This window comes from Methylomonas sp. ZR1 (assembly GCF_013141865.1).
Classification (GTDB): domain Bacteria; phylum Pseudomonadota; class Gammaproteobacteria; order Methylococcales; family Methylomonadaceae; genus Methylomonas.
The window spans coordinates 3,432,592-3,454,277 of the sequence record NZ_RCST01000001.1; the positions used below are offsets into that span (position 1 = coordinate 3,432,592).

Annotated in this window: 16 protein-coding genes; 10 read left to right on the top strand and 6 right to left on the bottom strand. The window is 52.0% G+C overall.

Annotated features, from left to right (window positions below; genetic code table 11):
• Positions 1-75: 75 nt before the first annotated feature.
• From hemA to DDY07_RS15600, 4 genes are read left to right on the top strand one after another with little or no spacing between them, the layout of a single operon-like run.
• Positions 76-1,326 carry a glutamyl-tRNA reductase gene (gene hemA, locus DDY07_RS15585; RefSeq protein WP_171696518.1) on the top strand — a complete coding sequence of 417 codons (1,251 nt, stop codon included), beginning with the start codon at positions 76-78 and terminating at the stop codon, positions 1,324-1,326.
• An 8-nt stretch (positions 1,327-1,334) separates the two neighbouring features.
• Positions 1,335-2,420 (top strand): peptide chain release factor 1, encoded by a 1,086-nt coding sequence (gene prfA / locus DDY07_RS15590; RefSeq protein ID WP_171696519.1) that lies wholly within the window; start codon positions 1,335-1,337, stop codon positions 2,418-2,420.
• A complete protein-coding gene (prmC, locus tag DDY07_RS15595) occupies positions 2,413-3,288 on the top strand; it encodes a peptide chain release factor N(5)-glutamine methyltransferase (RefSeq protein WP_171696520.1) in 876 nt (291 codons plus the stop codon). Before prfA ends, prmC begins: the two co-directional genes overlap by 8 nt.
• Positions 3,285-3,707, top strand: coding sequence for a M67 family metallopeptidase (locus tag DDY07_RS15600; RefSeq protein WP_171696521.1), 423 nt, complete (start codon positions 3,285-3,287; stop codon positions 3,705-3,707). Before prmC ends, DDY07_RS15600 begins: the two co-directional genes overlap by 4 nt.
• A gap of 29 nt (positions 3,708-3,736) precedes the next feature.
• On the opposite strand, the gene DDY07_RS15605 is transcribed toward DDY07_RS15600, so the two are convergent.
• The 3 genes from DDY07_RS15605 to DDY07_RS15615 all read right to left on the bottom strand — a co-directional run bounded on the left by DDY07_RS15605 (position 3,737) and on the right by DDY07_RS15615 (position 7,480).
• Complete coding sequence (locus DDY07_RS15605) at positions 3,737-4,672, bottom strand: cation diffusion facilitator family transporter (RefSeq protein WP_171696522.1); 936 nt, start codon at positions 4,670-4,672, stop codon at positions 3,737-3,739.
• Positions 4,673-4,892: 220 nt separating this feature from the next.
• Positions 4,893-6,365, bottom strand: coding sequence for a porin (locus tag DDY07_RS15610; protein WP_171696523.1), 1,473 nt, complete (start codon positions 6,363-6,365; stop codon positions 4,893-4,895).
• 263 nt (positions 6,366-6,628) lie between these two features.
• A complete protein-coding gene (locus DDY07_RS15615; protein WP_171696524.1) occupies positions 6,629-7,480 on the bottom strand; it encodes an HDOD domain-containing protein in 852 nt (283 codons plus the stop codon).
• Positions 7,481-7,660: 180 nt separating this feature from the next.
• Here DDY07_RS15615 and DDY07_RS15620 point away from each other — a divergent pair, with 180 nt between their 5' ends.
• On the top strand, positions 7,661-9,496 hold the full coding sequence (locus tag DDY07_RS15620) for a GGDEF and EAL domain-containing protein (protein ID WP_171696525.1): 1,836 nt from the start codon (positions 7,661-7,663) through the stop codon (positions 9,494-9,496).
• Between the two features lie 151 nt (positions 9,497-9,647).
• On the top strand, positions 9,648-10,136 hold the full coding sequence (locus tag DDY07_RS15625) for a hypothetical protein (protein ID WP_171696526.1): 489 nt from the start codon (positions 9,648-9,650) through the stop codon (positions 10,134-10,136).
• Positions 10,137-10,196: 60 nt separating this feature from the next.
• Here the strand turns inward: DDY07_RS15625 and DDY07_RS15630 are convergent, their stop codons facing one another.
• Both DDY07_RS15630 and DDY07_RS15635 read right to left on the bottom strand, forming a co-directional pair.
• A complete protein-coding gene (locus DDY07_RS15630; protein WP_171696527.1) occupies positions 10,197-11,537 on the bottom strand; it encodes a sigma-54 dependent transcriptional regulator in 1,341 nt (446 codons plus the stop codon).
• Complete coding sequence (locus DDY07_RS15635; protein ID WP_253734501.1) at positions 11,534-13,078, bottom strand: PAS domain-containing sensor histidine kinase; 1,545 nt, start codon at positions 13,076-13,078, stop codon at positions 11,534-11,536. The genes DDY07_RS15630 and DDY07_RS15635 overlap by 4 nt, the downstream gene beginning before the upstream one ends.
• Positions 13,079-13,253: 175 nt before the next feature.
• On the opposite strand from DDY07_RS15635, the gene sucC reads away from it, so the two are divergent.
• From sucC to DDY07_RS15655, 4 genes are read left to right on the top strand one after another with little or no spacing between them, the layout of a single operon-like run.
• Positions 13,254-14,423, top strand: coding sequence for an ADP-forming succinate--CoA ligase subunit beta (gene sucC, locus DDY07_RS15640; RefSeq protein WP_171696529.1), 1,170 nt, complete (start codon positions 13,254-13,256; stop codon positions 14,421-14,423).
• Entirely contained in the window at positions 14,423-15,298 is an 876-nt protein-coding gene (gene sucD, locus DDY07_RS15645; protein ID WP_171696530.1) for a succinate--CoA ligase subunit alpha, read from the top strand. The genes sucC and sucD overlap by 1 nt, the downstream gene beginning before the upstream one ends.
• Positions 15,298-16,944, top strand: a complete 1,647-nt coding sequence (locus DDY07_RS15650) for an NAD+ synthase (protein ID WP_171696531.1) — start codon at positions 15,298-15,300, stop codon at positions 16,942-16,944. Before sucD ends, DDY07_RS15650 begins: the two co-directional genes overlap by 1 nt.
• A gap of 3 nt (positions 16,945-16,947) precedes the next feature.
• Complete coding sequence (locus DDY07_RS15655) at positions 16,948-18,069, top strand: hypothetical protein (RefSeq protein ID WP_033156093.1); 1,122 nt, start codon at positions 16,948-16,950, stop codon at positions 18,067-18,069.
• 80 nt (positions 18,070-18,149) lie between these two features.
• Here DDY07_RS15655 and DDY07_RS15660 read toward each other — a convergent pair whose 3' ends face one another.
• The gene (locus DDY07_RS15660; protein WP_171696532.1) at positions 18,150-21,626 is read right to left on the bottom strand and encodes a hypothetical protein; all 3,477 of its coding nucleotides are present in this window, start codon (positions 21,624-21,626) and stop codon (positions 18,150-18,152) included.
• Positions 21,627-21,686 lie beyond the last annotated feature (60 nt).

Genomic DNA, 21,686 nt, shown 5'->3' on the forward strand with positions numbered 1-21,686 from the left:
CGTTTCATTGTATTTGGACAAAAACAGCGCATTCCTTAAAATAGTGCACTTTTCTTGTGCTATTGTTCGCAACTGATGACTCTTCTTGCCGTAGGGATAAATTACAATACAGCGCCGGTCGCCATCCGCGAACGCTTGGCGTTCCCGACGGACATGCTCGATAACACGCTGAAAAACTTGTGGAATCTTCGCGAAATCAGCGAGGCGGCCATTCTATCGACTTGCAACCGCACCGAGTTTTACTACCAGGCGGACAGCGACAACCAATCTTCGTTGGTAAACTGGATAGCGGACACCAAACAGATCAAACCAGCCGACTTCACCCCTTATCTTTACAGCTACAAAGATAGCCAATCGATAAGACATATGTTCCGCGTGGCCTGCGGACTGGATTCGATGATCCTGGGCGAACCGCAAATTCTCGGCCAAATGAAAACCGCCTACCATGCCGCTTCACAAGCCGGCACGCTGGGCAGAAATCTCAGCAAATTATTTCAACACACCTTTTCCGCAGCCAAAAAAGTCCGCACCGACACCGCTATCGGCTCCAGCCCGGTGTCTGTCGCATTTGCCGCCGTGCAACTGGCCCAACAGATTTTCGACAAACTCAGCGAACAAACCGCTTTATTGATAGGTGCCGGCGAAACGATAGAACTCACCGCCCGCCATCTATACCAACACGGCATCGGCCGTATCATCATTGCCAACCGCACTTACGACAAAGCCCATGCCTTGGCGATGCAGTTCAACGGCTACGCGATCAACCTCGCCGAGCTGCCGAATCATTTGGCGGAAGCAGACATTGTGGTGTCGTCCACCGCTAGCCAATTGCCGATCCTTGGTAAAGGCCGCGTAGAAAGCGCGATCAAAATCCGCAAGCACAAACCGATGTTCATGGTCGATTTGGCCGTGCCGCGCGACATTGAGGCCGAAGTTGCGCAGCTACGCGATGTTTATTTGTACACCGTCGACGACCTGCAAAACACCGTCAATCAAAACATGGACTCGCGCCGCCGCGCCGCCGAACAGGCTGAGGAAATCATCGACACTCAAGTCGAACACTTTATGGCCTGGCTGCGCTCTCAAGGCGCCCAGGAAACTATCCGCGACTTCCGCACCCAAGCCGAACAAACTCGCGACGAAGCCTTGCAAAAAGCTTTAGCCCAACTCAACAGCGGCGCAGCGGCCGATGAAGTATTGCAGCGCCTCGCGTACAGCTTGACCAATAAACTGATTCACACCCCCTGCGCACAACTACGCGAAGCCGGCGCCAACGAACGCCACGACCTGATCGCGGCTTCCCGCGAAATTTTCAAATTACGATAAGCCACTGAATGAAACCCTCGATACAAACCAAACTGGAAAACCTCGGCGAACGCTTCGAAGAAATCACCGCCTTATTGTCGCAACCGGAAGTACAAAGCAATCAAAACCAATTCCGCAGCCTGAGCCAAGAATACGCGCAAATCGAGCCGCTGGTCGCCTGTTACAAAATCTATCAGGAAAACGAAGCCAATCTGGAATCGGCCCAGGAAATGGCTAAAGACAGCGACCCGGAGTTACGGGAAATGGCCAAAGAAGAAATCCAGGCCGCCGAAGCCCAACGCGAGGAATTGACCCAACAACTGCAAATCCTGCTGCTACCGAAAGACCCGAATGACAATCGCAATGTGTTTTTGGAAGTACGCGCAGGGACCGGCGGCGACGAAGCGGCGATCTTTTCCGGCGACCTTGCACGGATGTACCAACGCTATGCAGAACGACAAGGCTGGAACACCGAGATTATCAACGAGAACCGCGGCGAACACGGCGGCTTTAAAGAAGTCATCATGCGCGTGGCCGGCCAAAACGTGTATTCGCAATTAAAGTTCGAATCGGGCACCCACCGCGTGCAGCGCGTACCGGAAACCGAATCGCAGGGCCGTGTGCATACCTCGGCCTGCACCGTGGCGATCATGCCGGAAGTCGATGCTGTAGACGAAATCGACATTAATCCCGCCGATCTGCGCATCGATACCTACCGCGCCTCCGGCGCCGGCGGCCAACACGTCAACCGCACCGAATCGGCGATCCGTATTACCCACATCCCGTCCGGTGTGGTCGTCGAATGCCAGGACGAACGCTCTCAACACAAGAACCGCGCCCGCGCGATGTCGGTATTGCAGGCCCGTTTGATGTCGGCGGCCCAGGAAAAGCAACACGCGGAACAATCGGAAAGCCGCAAATTACAAGTGGGCAGCGGCGACCGATCCGAACGTATCCGCACCTATAACTACCCGCAAGGCCGACTCACCGACCACCGCATCAACCTGACGCTTTATAAGCTGGAAGAAATCATGGAAGGCGGATTGGAGCATGTGATTCAACCGCTGATTCATGAACATCAGGCAGAATTGTTGACTCAGCTGGGTAATGTCTAAGCAACCTATATGGACAGATACCAGCAATACGATTCATAGCCTGGTAGCCTCTGCAAACGCAAAGCTAAGCACCACATCCGAAACCGCAATGCTTGACGCCGAAGTATTGCTTTGCCACTGCCTGAACAAAAACCGCTCGTTTCTAAGAGCTTGGCCGGAACACCGGCCCAGCGCTGAACAGATCGCTCAGTATCAAGCACTGGTAGAACAGCGCGCGCAAGGCACACCTGTTGCCTATTTAACCGGCCAACGCGAATTCTGGTCGCGCAATTTCAAAGTCAGCCCGGATGTGTTGATCCCCAGACCCGACACCGAGTTGCTGATAGAGCTCAGCCTGTCGCTATTACCTGCCGACCAGCCCTGTAAAATCATTGATCTCGGCACCGGCTCCGGGATAATTGCCATCACGCTGGCCGCCGAACGACCATTAGCCCAGGTATTTGCCAGCGATCTAAGCTCGGCGGCTTTAGAGCTGGCCCAATGCAATGCGCAGCAACTCAAGGTTGGCAATCTGTGTTTTGTGCATTCTAATTGGTTCAAAAACATCGAAGAAACAGACTTTGATTTGGTCGTTAGTAATCCACCCTACATCGCCGATAACGACCCGCATCTAACCATCGGCGACGTGCGCTTTGAGCCTGACAGCGCGTTGATCAGCCCCAACAACGGCCTGCAAGACATTCGTCAGCTTGCCGAGCAAGCGCGTCTGCATTTAAAAGACAATGGCCAATTATTGGTCGAACACGGCTACAATCAGCAATCCGAGGTACAAGCCATTTTTCACGAATTTGGCTACCAGCAGGTCAACACCCATGCTGATTTATCCGGCAATCCACGAGTGACATCGGGAATATGGAAACCACTATGAACCACAAAGAAATTTCTCTACCGCGCAAGCTCACCAACCAGCTGCTGCACTTGGCGCAACTATCCCCGGATACCGAGGTTTGCGGCCTAATCGGCGCGGACAGTACCGGTATGCCGGTGTGTTGTTATCCGGTGGACAACAGCGCCGCCACGCCGGCGACCCGCTTCTTATTGGACGCCAGTCAACAAATCGAAGCTATGCGCCAAATCCGCGAAAAAGGCGAAACGCTATTTGCCATCTACCACTCGCACCCGCACACGCCGGCCCAACCGTCAGTGATCGACATCCAGGAAGCCAGCTATCCGGATGCACTGCATTTGATTATTTCCTTAAATACCAAGGGCGTATTAGAAATGCGTGGCTTTAAAATTGCCGGAGACAGCGCGGAAGAAGTGGAATTAAATCTGATTGAAGCTTAATCCAAGCCGTTGCAGCCCAAACCGCATGCTCAATGCTCCCAAGACGCGGCATCTTCGATAGGTTCTAGATGCGTGTCGATGTCGATGTTGTCGAACCTGTCCTTGATTCGCTGCTCGATGGCTTCCAGCAAATCATGACCCTGCTGCACTGTCCAACTCCCAGGTACCAACACATGCACTGACATGAAACGTCTGGCGCCGGCGTAACGAGTCCGTAACGCATGATAAGCAATACGTTGGCCGGCCACATATTCATCCAACACAGCGACGATTTCCGCAATTTCCTCCGGCGATAAGGCCGCATCCAATAAACCGGACACTGTCCGGCGAATCAATTGCAAGCCGGCCCAGACGATATTGAACGCCACGCCGATGGCAATAATCGGGTCGAGTATTTCCCAGCCGTTCAGGCCCAATTGCTTGGCAAACGCCAGGCTCGGCTCGAAACGGTTTGCCACAGAGATGATGGCGATACCGACCAAAATCCCGACCGTCGTCCAGACATCGGTCATTAAGTGCTTACCGTCGGCTTCCAACGTGATCGACTGCCGGCGCCGGCCGACACCAATCAAAACTCGGGCAACCGCCAAATTGATCAACGAAGCAAACACCGAAACCGCAATACCCAGATCAAGTTGCTGCAGCAGCAGCGGGTTCCACAACCGTTCCCAGGCCGCATAGCCGATACTAAAAGCCGCCAACAGAATCATGATACCTTCCGCACCGCTGGAGAAATATTCGACTTTTTCGTGGCCGTAGGCATGGGTATCGTCCGGCGGCCGCGCCGAAATAGTCAGCACCACCAGCATGATGATCGCCGCCACCAAATTGATCAGCGACTCCAACGCATCGGACAGCAAGCCCACGGAACCAGTCAGCCAATAGGCGTAGCTTTTTAATGCGATAGTACTGATTGCGGCAGCAATAGAGAGCCAACCGTAACGGGCTAGAGAGTGTTCACTCATAACTTTCGGAGTTTTTTGATAGGCTGATCAGTCTAGCAGACTGTCTGACTCAGCACTCACCTTGTGCGGATATATTCACGTCGCTGCGTGATAATCAGGGTCAACGTGAGTACTCGAAAATATAGTGATAACAAAAAAGCCCCGATTCGCAAGAAACGGGGCTTTTATTTTTAAACCAGAAATTCTTTTGGAGCGCCGAGAATCAGCGCTCCGCCATCGATTAATAGTTGAACTGCAACTGGGTACGGATCAAATCGCCGCTGGCTTGCTGCAAGAATCCAGCTGCCGTTGTTTGCGTCTGAATTTGAGTACGATTCATCGTCGCATAAGCCACGGTTAACTCCAGCGCCTTGTTGATTTGATACTCGACACCGGCTTCGACCTCGTCCACATTGACTCTTGGAGCGTTGGCGACACCCTTCCAGGCACCATCATAGGTTTGCCATTTGACATAAGGCATCATGCTACCTTTAGTACCGAATACGTTATCGATTTTATACATCGCTTGTACGTAGCCACCTTCCAGATTTTGTCTCTCAATGCGATTGGCAGATGGATTTAGCGTAGGGCCTGCACCCCAATTCCATTCCGCCTGCAAACCAAACGGTTGCGGGAACAACACGGCGTGAACGCCAACTCTATCTTCGCTATTATCTCTTGCGGTCGGCGTGCCTGACCCAAATCTGCTGGTATAGGCACTGGTGGACCGGTTGAATCTTCCCGACATTGCATCCGCCCCCACTTCGATGACTTGCCCACGCAAGCCCATGAAACCTAAATCAAACGGATAAGTCGAATGAGCGACCAAATATAAGTTGTCGTTAGCTTCCGCTTTGTTAATACCCTGACCGTTATAAACACCCAAGCCCAAGACGCCGTAATCACCGGAGGTTTTCAGATTTTTCTTGGCTAGGTCTTTCCAAAGTTTTTGCACATCGCTAGGCGACCAATAGGCAAACAAACCCAGGTCACGTTCGCTGGGCACCGCGCTGTTCAATGCGTCGTCACGATCCAGCGTCAGGCGGTTTTGCGAGGATTGCAGGTTTTCCCAACCAAACGGGACTTTGGATTGACCGGCACGGATTCGATATTCGTGAGCCTTATCAAAAGCCAAGTCGGCATAGGCATCCCGCAACTGCGCAAAGTTCAAATCACCGTTGGTGGTTGCGAAATCCGGTTGCAGATACAAGGAGATATACTCATTGATGTCGCCGGAAAATACCAAACGCACTCGACGCAAAGAAAAACCTTGATTGTTACCTATCGAGCCATCACCCACCGACTTCAACTCCGGCTCGCCCGCTGTTCTATCGCCGGATAGTGCTTGGTTATACCGCAACTGGGTATAGCCGCGAACATTGATTTTATTAAACCATTTTTCGTCGTTCTTGGCTTTGTCTTCGCGTTGCGCAACGATATGCTCGTCGAGCGCTTTCAATTCGTTGGTTTTCAGCTCAAGATCCTGCTTGATTTTGTCGATCTCAGCTTTTTGTGTTTGATTGTCGACTTCAACTTTTTTAGCAACCGTATCTTCGACTTTTTCAAAAGAACCCAACTTGACACGCCCCGGACCCGGCTCGGCGAAAATCTGCTTGGTTTTGGCATCAACATACAAATCCAGCGCCATCGCCTCGGCGCAGATACCCGAGCCAATAATGGCGACCACTGCCAGGCTCAGCTTAGAAAGTCTCATCAAATTTCTCCAATAATTATATAAATCAATGCGTTAACTCAATGATCACGATGACCAAAAAGCTTGAGCGCATTGTATGGAGGCAATATGACAACTTTATGACAAAACGAATTTAGTTGGCCTATCCGTTGTTTTTTTGCGACAAAAACCGCATTCGATACAAGTCGTTAGCGTATCGGCAGCTTGATGATGGGATAGTCGAGCTCGGCCCCTGTCACCTCTAAGCAACAGATATTCCGATAATGATAAGAACCCAAGCGGGCTTAGACAGTGGGATAGAACAATTTAAAAATGACTTCGAACTCGTCGCTGATTTTGTCCAGTATGAAACTGATTTGCTCCGGTGTCAGATTCAATGCACTTACCGCATGAGCGTCGTAGGGGTTTTCGATTCGGCTCAAGCAGTTCGCCAGTCTGACCATGGCGGCCAAATCGGCGTAAGGCCCGATCAAATCAGGAAAGCAATGCAAGCGAATACTTTCCACAATAACGTCGGGTAACATCCATTGTTTGCACAACTCGGCCCCGGCCTGAAAGTGGTCGAAACCGATCACGTTCTGCTCTACCGTGACCTCTTCGTCCACCGCGAGCGGAATTTGCGATTGCAGTAATAAGTCGACTTCCCGGGCCAATACCGGAATCCGCCGATAAAACACCAATTGTCCGATGTTGTGGACCAAACCGCACAGAAATGCGGTGTCGGCATAGTGCTTGCCGAAATGAATATCCAATTCGCGTGCAATCAACGCGCAACGCAAATTTCTGGCCCAAAAATCGTGAATGGAAAAATGTTGTCCGGGTAAATCGGAAAAGCGTTCGACAATCAAGGTACCCAACACCAGGTTCTGTAACTCACGAGTGCCAATCATGGTGATGGCTTTGGTAATCGAACTGATTTGGGACGGAAAACCATAGAAAGCACTATTCACTATCTTCAGCAGCTTTACCGCCAATGCCGCATCGGCTTCGAGCACCACAGCCGCGTCTTTCGCGGTCTTATTCGGGTCTTCGACTATTTTTTTCAACAAAAAATAGGCATTCGGCGGCGAGGCGAGTTGCAAATCACCTCTCAGCAAATCGGCAACAGTTAATGTGGACGGTGAGTAAGCTATCATCAATAATTCTAAAAAATTAAATTTACACCTATACTGAAAACCAATAGCATAGAAATAGCATTAAAGGCTGCGCTTAAACCTAGACCAATTATATGAAAATACAAGCTTATTAAATGCTGCCCTCCTCCTGACCTTATGCCGACTGCTCCCGATTTTATGCCAATACCTGGATGGTATTAGATGATTGCCAATGACGCGCTCAAAGAAAAACTGATTGTCGTTGCGGAGCATAATGAAGTCTCCGCTCAAAAAATCGTTTCCACATTGAAAACGAAGGGTTTTACCGATATTCGTGTAGCTGAAAATGGCGAACAAATTTACGAGATATTAAAGCCTTACGCCGATCAACCCGACAGGATCGGTCTGATCGTGCTGAACGCAAGGCTGCCGCTTTGCCAAGCTCGGGAAATGTGCCAGAGTTTATCCAGCGCCAATTCGGTATCGGTCATTCCGGTAGTAATTCTGAACGACGACAGCTTTGCCTGTGAGCTCGACAGTTGTCAACCGCAACAGGACAATTGTCTAACTTACAAAATCAACACCCCCGTCAATACCCAGGAATTGATACTGGCAGTAAAATTTTTGCTGAGCCTGAAACAGGAACGCCAACTGCGCCACCGTCAGGAAGAACAATTGATCAATGAATTGGCCGCCAAAAACGTTATTGATGCCAAACTCAAGTTTCTGGTCGCCCACGACGAATTAACCGGCTTATTCAATCGCAGCAGTTTCGAACGTCAGCTGAGATTGGTATTAAATCACAGCAATAAAACGCAAAAAGACGGGTCTTTATTATTCATTGATGTAGACCGCTTCAGCCTGATTAACGAACTGGAAGGCTTTGAAGTAGGTGATCGTTTACTGGTCGAAATGGCCATTCTGGTCCGAAAACTATTACCGGCCGGCAGTTTATTCGCTCGTATCGGCGCTGACGAGTTTTGTTTATTCCTGGAAAACAAAACCAAAAAGCAAGCACAGATTCTCGCGGAAACCATCAAAACCACCGTGGATAACTTCCGTTTCTTCACCGGCGAAGTGTCTTACAGCGCCTCGGTTTCCATCGGCATTGCCGCGCTGGACAATACCGTTTCCGCGTTTCATCCGGGCGAAATGATTTTACATGCCCGCCAAGCCTGCAACTTTGCCAAAAGCACCGGCAGAGACAAAATCTGCGTTTACAACAGCGATGATCTCATCGTCAAGGAAAGACGCCGCGACATTTACTGGGTGCCGCTGATTCGTAAGGCCTTGCGGGATAATCAGCTATTTCTGGTGTTCCAGCCGGTGGTACAGCTGTCTGATGGCAATGTTTCGCACTATGAAGTGTTATTGCGCATGCGCGGCGAAGGCAATGAAGTCATCACGCCGGATCAGTTTATTCCGGTAGCTGAAAGAACCGGCTTGATTCACGCGATAGACCTATGGGTCGTGGAAAATGCCATCGACTTTCTGGCGGCACTGCCCACTTACATGTCTTATATTTCCCTGGCCGTGAACCTTTCAAGTACCGCGTTTCAGTATCCGGATTTACTATCCACTATTAAGGATAAACTGGAAATGACCTGGATAGACGCCAACCGTTTGACCTTCGAAATCACCGAAACAGCCGCCGTGGACAATTTTGAAAAAACCCGGCACATGATTAACAAAATCAGAGCCTTAGGCTGCAAATTCGCGCTAGACGATTTCGGCGCCGGCTTTTGTTCGTTCAACTATCTCAAAACCTTTCCGGTCGATTACGTGAAAATCGACGGTCAATTCATCAGAAACCTGCTCGACAACGAAACCGATCAAATACTTGTCAAATCCATGGTGGAAATTGCCTCAAAACTCGGCAAGAAAACCATCGCCGAATTCGTCGAATCGGCAGGTACAGCGGTAAAGCTGAAGGAAATCGGCGTAAACTTCGGCCAGGGCTACGCATTCGGCAAACCCGAGCAGAATCTACTGGATGGTCAGAAGGTTTCGCTTAACCTTTTGCTGGGCAGCAATCAGGTGACCAGTCTAATCACTTGAAACGGATTAAACGTAATTCGCGAACTTTTTAGCAATTGGGGTATTAGTTTACCGACTTGATTAGCTCTGGTATATTCGCTCGCGGTGTTTAAAACGTGTCATCACATTGTTCTGAATCTTAATAAATAAAACAAACAAAAGGGGAAGGGTTATGGCTGAATTGCTTTTTATAGCGACAACTATTTTTGTAGCTTATGTAGTATTTGTAGTCATGGGTGGCAAAAAGGAAAAACCGGAAACTAGTAAACCCGAGCCCGCCAAGCCGGAAGCGACTAAACCGGCCATCCAAACCGAACTGACACCGCCTCCTCCCGCAGCTGTAAAAACCGCCGAAAAATCCGCTCCAGCCAAAGCCGCCACACCCAAACCCGCCGCACCCAAAGCCAGTAAATCCGCCACGGCCAAAAAAGCCGCCACCCCTGCGCCAGCAGCGCCAGTCGATAGTCTGAAAAATCCAAAAACAGGTGAAGTCGCCAAAATCCCAGCGAGTTATGCCTTTGCCAAACGCTGGATCAAAGATGCGTTGGTAGAAGAAGGCCTGTTGGACAAAGTGTATAAAAACAACGAACTAGACGATGCCGCAAACGCCAAAATTCAAGTCGCGCTGCAACAATTGAAAGGCATGAGCAAGTATCAATAAGCATGCCTGTGGATATTTAGGCGAGTAGCACGCCCCTACTCGCTTACAGTTTATTTTCTGTTATTCAAGACCCAACTTTTTCAAGCGATACCGCAGCGAACGGAAGCTTAGGCCCAAGTATTTAGCGGTAGCGGTTTTGTTCCAACGATTTTCCTCCAGCGCCGCACTCAAGGCTTTTTTCTCTATGTCTTCGAGATAGGCTTCCAGCGACATTTTCTCGGCGTCGAAATCTTCGACCGCAGCCAATTCCATCCCCAACGGCAAGTTCAGATCGTCGGCTTCAATCACGCCGCCATCGTGCAAGGCCAGCGCCCGCTCCAATATATTTTCCAGCTCCCGAACATTGCCGGGAAAATAGTAGTGCTTTAACGCATTTAGCGCAGAGTCGCTGAGTTTGGGCAAATCCATACCGTTGGCATTAGCCAAGCCCGCCAATAAGTGCTCGGTAAGCTGAGGAATATCGGCGGACCGGGCGCGCAGGGGTGGCAAACTCAGCTCGATGACATTGATCCGGTAGTACAAATCCTGCCTAAAACTGCCTTCTTGGACCATCTTGGTCAAATCCTTGTGGGTTGCGCTCAATAAGCGCACATCGACAGGCACTTCCCGCTGTTCGCCGACCGGGCGGACTTTTTTCTCCTGAATCGCCCGCAACAATTTAACTTGCAAGGGCAAAGGCAAATCAGCCACTTCATCCAAAAACAAGGTACCGCCATCGGCCGCCTGAAACAAGCCTTGCTTGTCGGCTACCGCGCCGGTGAAACTGCCTTTTTTATGCCCGAAGAATTCGCTTTCCATCAATTCAGGCGGAATCGCTCCGCAGTTAATCGCAATAAACGGTTTCTCGCCGCGCGGGCTTTGCTGGTGTATCAATCTGGCCACCAACTCCTTGCCCGAACCGGACTCTCCGCTGATATAAACCGGCGCCTGGTTGCGCGCCACCTTGTCGATCTTCGAGCGAATAGCGCACATTAATGCCGATTCGCCTAGCAAGATGTCGCGGGTACGGCGCTCCTTGTCGGAAACCCGGGTCAGCGAGGCTTGCAGCGCATGACTGACTAGTTGCCGCAATACCCCCAAATCGACCGGCTTAGACAGGAAATCGAAGGCGCCTTTTTTCATGGCTTTGATCGCAATATCCATGCTGCCATGCGCAGTAATCACCGCCACCGGCAATTGCAAACCGGCCGATTGAATATGATCGACCAAATCCAGCCCGTCGCCGTCCGGCAGCTTCATATCGGTAAGACACAAATCAAACACCTCAACGGCCAGTAGCTGTTTGGCCTCGGCCAAATTGGCCGCGCAACGGGTTTGAATGTGCATGCGGTTCAGGGTTATTTCGAGTAATTCTCGGATGTCGGGTTCGTCGTCGACAACCAGGGTGACAGGCATATTCATATTTCAATGACGGCGTGATCGGCATTAGCCAGCAACAAAGTGAAACAAGGTTTTCCGGAATGGGCGGCGTAACTTAACTCCGCTTGATTCAGTTCGGCCAATTCCCTGGAAATATACAACCCTAACCCGGTACCTTGGTGGGAAGTGGTAAAAAACGGTTCGAACAAATGCTGCCGGTACTCTGCGGCAATTCCGGCGCCATTATCGATAATTTTAATGCACGGCGCCTCCTGCATCTGCGACACTTCAAGCACGATGGCCCCTAGCTCAGGCTTACCGTATTGCAAAGCATTGGCGCAGAGATTGTCGAGAATTTGCTTCAAGTGGCCACTATCAATACAGGCATTCAAGCCTTGCGCTTTAAAAATCAATTTAAAACACTCCGCCCGCTCGCCCAGATTCAATTTCTGCTCGTCAAGGTAGGCCGGCAACCACTGGTCCAAAGCGATTTTTTGTTTTTGCGACGGGTTGCGCCGCGACAACTTGAGAATGTCCTCGATGATGCTGTTTACCCGCTGACAATGGTGCTGGATGATTTCCGTCAAACGCAGCTCTTGCACATCCAAATCCGGTGCTTCGGATAACAATTGTCCGGCATGGCTAATGGCGCTGAGCGGATTGCGAATTTCGTGGGCAATACTGGCGGTCAACCGGCCCAGAGACGCCAACTTGCTCTGTTGTAGGCGTTGGTTATACAAGGCAATGTCCTCGAAAATCAGCATGTACAACGCTTCGTCATCCATACTTAATTCGGAAAATCGCACTTGCACTTCGTTGCGATTGGCTAATTGGATAATGGCAAAATCCTGATCCCGATTGGCGCGCCACAACTCGAATGCCTGCTTCAGTTCCGGCGCCACCTCGGCCAGTTCCTCCGGATGCAAGACCAAACCCAGCAAACGCAACGCCGATTGATTGGACAGTTGAGTCACCTGCCGTTCATCGACGATCATGATGCCCGATTGCAAATGCTGGATGATATAGCGGTTAAGACTCTCCAGCCTGGCGATAGTATGCTCGTGCCGTCTGGCCAACACCGCTGATTGTTCGGCACGCTGTGCCAGGATTACCGATAAAAACGCTATCGAAAAAAACGCCACTCCCAGCATGCCGGCATAAGTCAAGGTAGTATTTTCGAAGGCATGCGTTTCTATCGCATACACCTCTTCAGCAAGAATTGCCAGACTAGCCAAGGCCGCAAACAACATCGCGCAGCGCCCGCCAATTAACAAACCACCCGCCGCTATCGAGATAGCCAGCAAGATGCCAATGCCGCTGCCGATGCCGCCGCTGGCGTGCATCAGCAAGGTAATGAAGACTATATCGGTAAAAATAAATAACTGTGCCAGACTGGCATAAGCCCAACGCGGTCTAAATGCGACCGGCGCGGCAATCAGCGAAATCCCCAGATAGGCAACACTGGTGAACTGGTACAATGATGCGTCGTAGGAACCCAATAACGACGGCCCAAAGCGCAAATAAAACAGCATTACAAACAGGCAGGCGGTAACAAACCGATAGAGGGCGAAAATCTTCAACATCAACCATGCTTGCCGAACGGGAATGCCGTACCCCTTGGAAAAAGGGCAGGGATAAATAGTATCGACCGATGAAGAAAGCATTGCCCGAGTTTTTATGCAGAGTTAGTTAGAATGTTTGTCAGTTCAATCATAGCACCAACTTGAGACGCGATTTAAGCCATCCATGGAGCACTAAATGAATATTCACGAATACCAGGCGAAACAACTCTTTAAAGCGTTTTCGATCCCCGCGCCACAAGGCGCCGTGGCGACCACAGCCGAACAAGCGCAGCAAGCCGCACAGTCCTTAAGCAGCTCTGCCTGGGTGGTAAAGGCGCAAATTCATGCCGGCGCCCGAGGTAAAGCCGGCGGCGTAAAAGTTGCCCGGACCCTGGAGGAAGTAAAGGCTTACAGCGCGGCGATGCTGGGTACACGTTTAGTGACGCATCAAACCGATGCCGCCGGCCTGCCGGTCAATAGCGTTTGGGTGGAAGAGGCTTCGGCAATCAATCAAGAATATTATTTGAGCCTGTTGCTGGACCGGGAAAGTGAACGGCTGATATTTATTGCCTCGGCCTCAGGCGGCATGGACATCGAAGCGGTGGCCGCTGAAACACCTGAAAAAATAGTCAAGGTGCCAGTGCACCCCGCAGCAGGTTTACAACCTTATCAATGTCGCCAAGTAGCCGCTGCACTAGGCTTGGGCAAGGAACAGCAAAGTCAGCTACAAACCATTATGACCGGCCTGTATCAACTGTTTTTAGCCAAGGACGCCAGCCAGATCGAAATCAATCCACTGATCCAAACCGATGACGGCAAACTCGTAGCGCTGGACGGCAAAATCAATTTCGACGACAACGCCATCGCCTTACATCCTGACATAGCCGCGATGCGCGATGCCTCGCAAGAAGACGCCAAGGAAGCGGAAGCCAAACAGTTCGATCTTAACTACATCACGCTGGACGGCAATATTGGCTGCATGGTCAACGGCGCCGGCTTGGCCATGGCAACGATGGACATGGTCAAACTGAAAGGCGGCGCGCCAGCCAACTTCCTGGATGTGGGTGGCGGCACCAATAAAGATAAAGTTAAAGCCGCGTTTAAATTGATTTTGTCCGACGGCACCACCAAAGCGGTACTGGTGAATATTTTCGGCGGCATCGTCAAATGCGATGTGATTGCTGCCGGCATCCTGGCCGCAGTCGAGGAAATGCACTTAACAATACCGGTCGTGGTGCGCCTGGAAGGGACTAACGTCGAACAGGGCAAAGCCATGCTAAGCCAATCGGGACTGGGCCTGGTAGCTGCGGATAATCTAAATCATGCTGCCGAATTGGCGGTAAAACTGGCGCAAGAGGTAGCTTAATGTCTATTTTGATCGACAAACAGACTAAAGTCATTTGCCAAGGCTTCACCGGCAAACAGGGTACATTTCACTCCGAACAAGCGCTCGCTTACGGCACGCAATTAGTTGGCGGCGTCACGCCGGGACGCGGCGGCTCCAAGCATCTGGATTTACCGGTATTCGACACCGTCGAACAAGCCGTTAAAACCACCGGCGCCACGGCAACGATGATCTACGTACCGCCGTTTTTTGCCGCCGACGCGATTTTGGAAGCGGTCGACGCCGGCATCGAGCTGATCGTCTGCATCACAGAAGGCATCCCGGTGCTGCAAATGTTAAAGGTCAAAGCCGCAATGCAAGGCACGAGTTCATTACTGGTCGGCCCCAACTGCCCCGGCGTGATCACGCCGGGGCAGTGCAAGATCGGCATCATGCCCGGCCATATTCATCTACCCGGCAAAATCGGCATCGTTTCCCGGTCCGGCACCCTGACTTACGAAGCGGTACATCAAACTACCCGGGAAGGCTTGGGGCAAAGCACCTGTGTCGGCATCGGCGGCGATCCGATCCATGGCATGAATTTCATCGACGTGCTGAGCCGTTTCCAAGACGACCCGGACACCCATGGTATCGTCATGGTCGGCGAAATCGGCGGTAGCGACGAAGAACAAGCGGCGGACTTTATCAAAGCCCATGTCAGCAAACCTGTGGTCGGCTACATCGCCGGCCAAACCGCGCCTCCCGGTAAACGCATGGGCCATGCGGGTGCGATTGTCACCGGTGGAGCCGGCACAGCAGCAGGCAAAATTGCGGCGATGCAAGCGGCCGGCGTCAGTATGGTCAGCTCGCCTTCGGATATAGGCGTCGCGATGCGGGATTGTTTTTCCAAAACATAATGTCGATAAAAATAGCGCTAGCCCAACTGAACTTAACAGTTGCCGACATTCAAACCAACACCGGCAAAATTCTGGCCGCCGCTGAACAAGCCAAACAGCGGCAGGCCGATTTGGTGGTGTTTCCGGAGCTATGTGTCACCGGTTACCCACCTGAAGACCTACTGTTTCGACCGGATTTTATTCACCAGGCGCAACAAGCGGTTGCCGAAATTGCCAAGAAGATTGCCGGCATAACGGTTGTGATCGGTTACCCCGAACAGTGCGACGACAGCCTCTACAACACCGCAATAGCCTTACGCGACGGCGAAACGCTCGCCGAGTACTATAAACAGGCCCTGCCCAACTACGGTGTATTCGATGAACAACGTTACTTCAGCGCGGGCAACCAAACCTGTCTGTTTACGGTTAAAGACAGTCAGTTGGCATTGACGATTTGCGAAGACATCTGGCAACCCGGCATCATCGCTAAAAACTGCGCTGCCGGGGCAGACATCATCCTGACCCTGAACGCCTCGCCATTTCATGCCGGCAAGATGCAGCAGCGTGAGGACATTATTTGTTCGCAAATTAAAGCCGAGCAGATACCCTTGGTTTATGTCAATCAAATCGGTGGCCAGGACGAGTTAGTGTTCGACGGTGCTTCGTTTGTCGCCGATCATAACGGTGACGTTGTATTTCGTGCGGCCGAATTTGCTGAGCAACTCAGCATCGTCGAGTTTGTCGACCATCAGCCGCAAATTTCCACCATCGCCGACTTGTATCAACCCGTGGTCAGCGAATACAAAGCGCTGGTCTTGGGTATTCAAGACTACGTGCGCAAAAACGGCTTTCAAGGCGCGATTCTCGGCTTGTCCGGCGGTATCGACTCCGCACTGGTATTGGCGTTGGCGGTGGATGCGCTGGGCGCCGATCATGTCGAAGCCGTGTTGATGCCATCGCGCTATACCCAAGACATGAGCAACCAGGACGCGATCCTGGAAGCCGAGGCGCTGGGTGTCAAATATCACGTGTTGCCCATCGAACCGGCGGTAACTGCCTTCAACTGCATGCTGGCCCCGCTGTTTGCCGGCAGTCAAAAAGACACGACCGAAGAAAACATCCAAGCCCGCTGCCGTGGCGTGTTACTGATGGCAATTTCCAATAAACAAGGCAAACTGCTTCTGACAACCGGCAACAAAAGCGAAATGAGCGTGGGCTACGCCACACTTTATGGCGACATGGCCGGCGGCTTTGCGCCTTTAAAAGACGTATCCAAATTATTGGTCTACCAACTCGCCGAATACCGCAACACCTTGTCGCCGGTCATTCCGCAACGGGTTATCACCCGCGCACCATCGGCGGAATTGGCGCCGGACCAAAAGGACGAAGATTCCCTGCCACCTTATTCTGTGTTGGATCCTATACTTACTTTGTATGTGGAACAGGACAAATCCGCCGCCGAGATCGTGGCACAAGGCTTCACGGTTGCCGATGTGCACAGAGCGATTTCGCTGGTGGATAGAAACGAATATAAACGTCGGCAATCGCCGCCCGGCATTCGCATCACACCCAGAGCGTTTGGTCGTGACCGCCGCTACCCTATTTCATCCGCTTATCGCGGCACGGCCGCGCTTAATCAACCAGCGCCCGACAACGTTAAGGAGTAAATCATGTCAAAAATGCGTACCCTGTTACTTACCACCGGCTTGCTGCTGACGGCACAGACCGGTATGGCCCGCGAAATTAATATTCCGGTGCCCATGGAGTACGGTTTAATCAAAAGTGTGCTGGTTAGCGAGCTCTACGACGGCCCGAATGAATCGGTAAGAGCCTGGAAAGACGGCAAGCAATGCAGCTTTTTGGATCTGGACCATCCGCAAATCAGCGGCGAGCAAGGCCAGGTCAAAATTCAGAACAATGTACAAGCCCGCGTGGGTACCGCGCTGGGCGGCAAATGCATGACCTTGATCGAATGGTCAGGTATTTTGCAAACCCTGCAACAGCCGACATTGGACGCCTCCGGTAATGTGCTGAGCTTCCCGGTCACCCAACTGAATGCGTTTGATCGCAACGGCCAACCATTGAACATTGCCCAATTGCAATCGCTGATCAAAAAAGCCGCCGAGCCCAAACTGGCCGCCCTGAAAATCGACTTAAACCAATCCCGCCCGGACATTACGAAAACCCTGCTCCCCTTCATCGCCGCCGACGATAGCGAGGAGTTGCACGACACCATCAACAGCCTGCGCTTCAATCAGGTCAAAGCCGATGAGAAAGGTATTTTAATCAACGTGGGCTACACCGCTACCAACCAAAATGCCGGCGGCTTAAAAGCGGCCCCGGTATTGAACGAAGCGGAATTGAACCAATGGCGCAAGCTCTGGCAAGGTTGGCAGATGTCTTTGGAAAAGAATATTGAGAAAGCCCCTATCGCCACCAACGCTGACGCCAGCCGGGCAAGCTTGCGCGATGTCCTGCAAAAAGCCGGCGTCGCCTTTGAACAAGGTCTGACGGCGGAATATGTGGCGGAAAACGATCCGGTGCGTAAGTTCTTCAACAGTTCCTGGGACGTGCTAGCCCCGCTACTGCGTGACGCTTCAACCCAGTTACCGGGTAATAGCAGCCTACGCTATGTGACGTTGATTGCCGCGACAGACTTGATGTACGAGTTGGAATCGATAGGCTCGCCACTTGGGCTGGAAGTATCCTCCAACGGCTTGCGGAAACTGGCCCGCTCGCTGATCGCCCACGAAAATCCCAAAGGCAAGACCAAAACCAAACGCAAAGGTTAAATCAAGCGGGCTTGCCCCATATAAAAACAGGGATACCGGCCACAAGACCGGTATCCCTGTTTTTTTAGGTATAGCCGAATCTAAACCGCGCCCGCCGAGTATGGCCCTAAAGGGTCGGCACCCAAAGTACCCACCAAAGACTGCAAATATTCCGGCGAGGCCAGTTCCACCAGTTTCTGTTGCGCCTGCCTATGCCGTTCGACCAACTTCAGCTCGTCGATCAAAGTCTGGTGACTGCTTTCGTGCAAGAACCTGCCCAAATAATCGACATGCCGTTGCCATAACGCGATGTCGCGCTGCTGCTTGATCCGCAGCCGTTCCTGATACCAATCCGAAGCCAACAAGTAATCGCGGGTAAACATCGCCCGTATCTCCGGATGATGCGCATCCTTACCCTGATAATGACCGTCGGCCATGATATGCAGCAAAGCATACAGCGGCGGACAGGCGTCTTCTATACTGCCGTCATCAAGATATTGCTGGGCCACGCGCTGCTGGGTTTCGACGATATTGTTGATGCCGTCGACAAACACCTCCAGGTCCTGACGCTCGGGTTGCAAAATCTCGTCGGTAAAAACCGCATACGGGTTATCGAAGATCTTACCCATCAAGCCGTGCACGAAATGACTGGTGATGCGATAACCCAAACGGCTGGCCAAGACGATTTGGCCCTTGTGTTCAAAATCGGTTAACAGTTCCAGATAGCCATGTTCCAACAAAAATGCCGGGTGGCGCTCTTCGCGCGACAGCCGCGCCCAAATCTCCGGAATCAACAAGCTGATGTCGTGATCGACGCGAGTATCCGGACCGATAAACCCGGCCGAACTGGAAAAGCCGGGATAGCCGGTCAAAATGAACGAGACCAGGGCATTGTTCAAATCGGCGGTACCGCGCAAGGCATTGAACGGCCCTTTAGTCAGCGCACCTTCACTACCCGCTCCGGTAGTAGACGGCGATTTGCCGGTCAAGGAACAGACAAAATCCATGAACAGTTCCGGCAACTCTTGGTAATGAATCGGATTGTAAACCGCCAGCGCGCGGATGCCCGGTTCGGGAGGATTGTTGCGGCGGCCGGTCAATACCGCGTCCACCGGATGACAGAGCGGTTGATTGAGTGGAATCTTGCGATGTAAACGCGCGCCCACTTCGGCCACGTATTTCCGTAAGGGTTTCACCACATCGACACGGGTTTCCAGGTAGCGCGGATTTTTCGACGGTTTGCCGTTCACCAAACGCGGATGCGCGGAACACACCACATAGCCTTTCCCATCCTGGTAAGCATCGCTCAATAGCTTTTGCATGGGCGCGGTGAATTTGGAAAAAGTCATCACATCTTCGACCACCGCCGATAACTGTTCGTGATCCAAAGGCTCGAAATTGGCCATGAAATTACCCGGCCCGGACATGTTCAGCTCGGTTTGTTTGTCGTAACCGGGAATAATCGCGTCGTCCGGGCGTTGAAACAGCCGGTATTCGCAGTTGCTGACCAGTTTCAGACTCGTTTCGTAACCATCGTCCGGCAGCCAAGCGCGTACCGCCGCGGTCGGCACCACCACCGAGGCACTGATGTCGTCTTCCATCTGCACTTTCTCGCAAGCGATATAGTCTTGCCGCACTTTGAAAGTGCGCCAGCCGCCGTCTAGGTCAAAACCTACCCGTAAATAAGTGGCGACGATCTTGCGCTGGTTCAGTTTCAACTCGTGACCGGGCGCGCCATCGATAATATCCACCGACAAATTGTCGCGCCAATTGTTGCCCCATTCCGGCCGGTAAAAGCGCTTGATCAAAAATACCAAAGCCAGAATACTGGGCGGAATGGACCGCAGCCAATCGTTAAATTCCGGCACATGGTTGGGAGAAGGCGTCAATAACTTGATCACGGAACCCAGACTGCGCTCCGAACTGAGCACGGTCCGGCTAGGCCCGCGATCATCGCGCTCGAAGCCCGGCAAGAAGCGGCCGGTATAGTCTTTATCGAAAATCGCCTGCACCCGATCCAGATCGTGCTGTAGATCGTCCACGAACAACGGGCCGTAGATTGCCGCGTCTTCGATGGATTTGGAAATTTCCGATTTGCCGCCGCCGGACACCGTACAGGGCTTGTGGCAAAAGGTACCTTCCGCGACGGTGCCGATCAAACGCCAGGACGGCGCGCCGGGATGCTTGCACATCTCGATTTTATAACCGTTGGGCTGCACGTAAATTTTGCCCGGTTGCAAGCGAATGCTATGGCTTTGGCCGTTTCTGATCCAGGTAATTTTCTGCGTCGCCAGACTCATCCGCAAATCCTGCGGCACATAAATAATTTCCGGAAAATGCCTGTCCACCGCATAACCTTCCGGATGCACATCCATGATCGCGCCGTAGTGATAGGTCATCTCGTCGAAATCGTAGCCCGGCTCGCGGGTCAGACTGCCAATGCCAAACTCATCACCATGATTGACACGACGAAATGCCAACGCGCCGCCGGCATGCTCCTCTTCTGCCAAACCGAACAAATTGGCGGCATAGCTGATCTGGGTTTTGACTTCCTTCTTGCAATAACCGTAGTAGTTGTCGGCCAGCAAAGTGACGATCACACCGCTGCGGTCACGCGCAGTCAGTTTAAAGGCCTGACCGTCGTTATAAAGTTCCTCGGGATTTTGCCAGCACATGCCATCGGCGCGTTGCCGTTCGGTGGCTTCATCCCAATGCGGCAGACCCAACTGTTTTTTAGTGAGCTTGGTTAAATGCGGCGCCAGAATCACGCAGCCGCTGTGGCCTGACCAATGTTCGACATCCAGGGCCGCATCGCATTCCGGCAAAGCGGGATTGCCGCCGTTGCCAAAAATACTTTCGACGAAATCCAGATTACTGACCAGATTGCCCGGCGCAAAAAAGCGGATTTCCATGGATTTTTCGGCGGCAACACCCGGGATTTCCGGACAGACTACCGGCCGCATCAATAATGATGCAAACATGCGTGCCGGCTTGGGTTGATGAGCGGTAAACGGCAGCACCATCAAATCGTCAGGTGGATTTAAAGCCTCACCCAGCATCAAAGCAAACGTCAGCTTGGGGACCTGCTTCTTATCGCCGGGGACGGGTAGGCCTCCCTCGGCCACATGAAACGAGCCTTGCGTGGTACGCCGGTCGCTGGCTGGATTGTGCAAAATGCCTTGCTTCACCCGAAAGCTGGAGACGATTTCGGAACGAAATTCATCTTCGCCCAAAGGCAACGATAATTCACGCGCCACGCCGTGCTTATCCAACTCGAAAGTCATCGTCGGCAAACTGGGGATTTTGGCAAAGCCCAGATCCGCGCAATAGCGTTCCAAGAAATCTTGAATCCGTCTATCGGCGGGATAAAGGGAGGAACTGGCCAACAAGCGGCTTTTTTCCAGATAGCTATTCAGCAAGTCCTGAGCGGTATCCATAAACTGCGCTGACTCGGTATCGATACAAGTCGGCTGCCCGCATGAAGCCAGTTTCAGATTGATATAAAGATGCAACTGTTGTTTAACAGCTTGCTCGTCTTGCCCCACCGACCCCAGACCCAGCGCCCTTAGCTTATCCATAATCCTCCCCCTTTTAGTTTTAGAAAACGATGCTTCCATGATATAGCAAACTTGGGGGTT

Coding starts and splice junctions, on each gene's coding strand:
- DDY07_RS15605 (WP_171696522.1), bottom strand. CDS start 4,672: ATGAGTGAACACTCTCTAGCCCGTTACGGTTGGCTCTCTATTGCTGCC.
- DDY07_RS15630 (WP_171696527.1), bottom strand. CDS start 11,537: ATGAATATGCCTGTCACCCTGGTTGTCGACGACGAACCCGACATCCGA.
- DDY07_RS15620 (WP_171696525.1), top strand. CDS start 7,661: ATGATTGCCAATGACGCGCTCAAAGAAAAACTGATTGTCGTTGCGGAG.
- DDY07_RS15625 (WP_171696526.1), top strand. CDS start 9,648: ATGGCTGAATTGCTTTTTATAGCGACAACTATTTTTGTAGCTTATGTA.
- sucC (WP_171696529.1), top strand. CDS start 13,254: ATGAATATTCACGAATACCAGGCGAAACAACTCTTTAAAGCGTTTTCG.
- DDY07_RS15635 (WP_253734501.1), bottom strand. CDS start 13,078: ATGTTGAAGATTTTCGCCCTCTATCGGTTTGTTACCGCCTGCCTGTTT.
- prmC (WP_171696520.1), top strand. CDS start 2,413: ATGTCTAAGCAACCTATATGGACAGATACCAGCAATACGATTCATAGC.
- hemA (WP_171696518.1), top strand. CDS start 76: ATGACTCTTCTTGCCGTAGGGATAAATTACAATACAGCGCCGGTCGCC.
- DDY07_RS15615 (WP_171696524.1), bottom strand. CDS start 7,480: ATGATAGCTTACTCACCGTCCACATTAACTGTTGCCGATTTGCTGAGA.
- sucD (WP_171696530.1), top strand. CDS start 14,423: ATGTCTATTTTGATCGACAAACAGACTAAAGTCATTTGCCAAGGCTTC.
- DDY07_RS15655 (WP_033156093.1), top strand. CDS start 16,948: ATGTCAAAAATGCGTACCCTGTTACTTACCACCGGCTTGCTGCTGACG.
- DDY07_RS15610 (WP_171696523.1), bottom strand. CDS start 6,365: ATGAGACTTTCTAAGCTGAGCCTGGCAGTGGTCGCCATTATTGGCTCG.
- DDY07_RS15650 (WP_171696531.1), top strand. CDS start 15,298: ATGTCGATAAAAATAGCGCTAGCCCAACTGAACTTAACAGTTGCCGAC.
- DDY07_RS15600 (WP_171696521.1), top strand. CDS start 3,285: ATGAACCACAAAGAAATTTCTCTACCGCGCAAGCTCACCAACCAGCTG.
- prfA (WP_171696519.1), top strand. CDS start 1,335: ATGAAACCCTCGATACAAACCAAACTGGAAAACCTCGGCGAACGCTTC.
- DDY07_RS15660 (WP_171696532.1), bottom strand. CDS start 21,626: ATGGATAAGCTAAGGGCGCTGGGTCTGGGGTCGGTGGGGCAAGACGAG.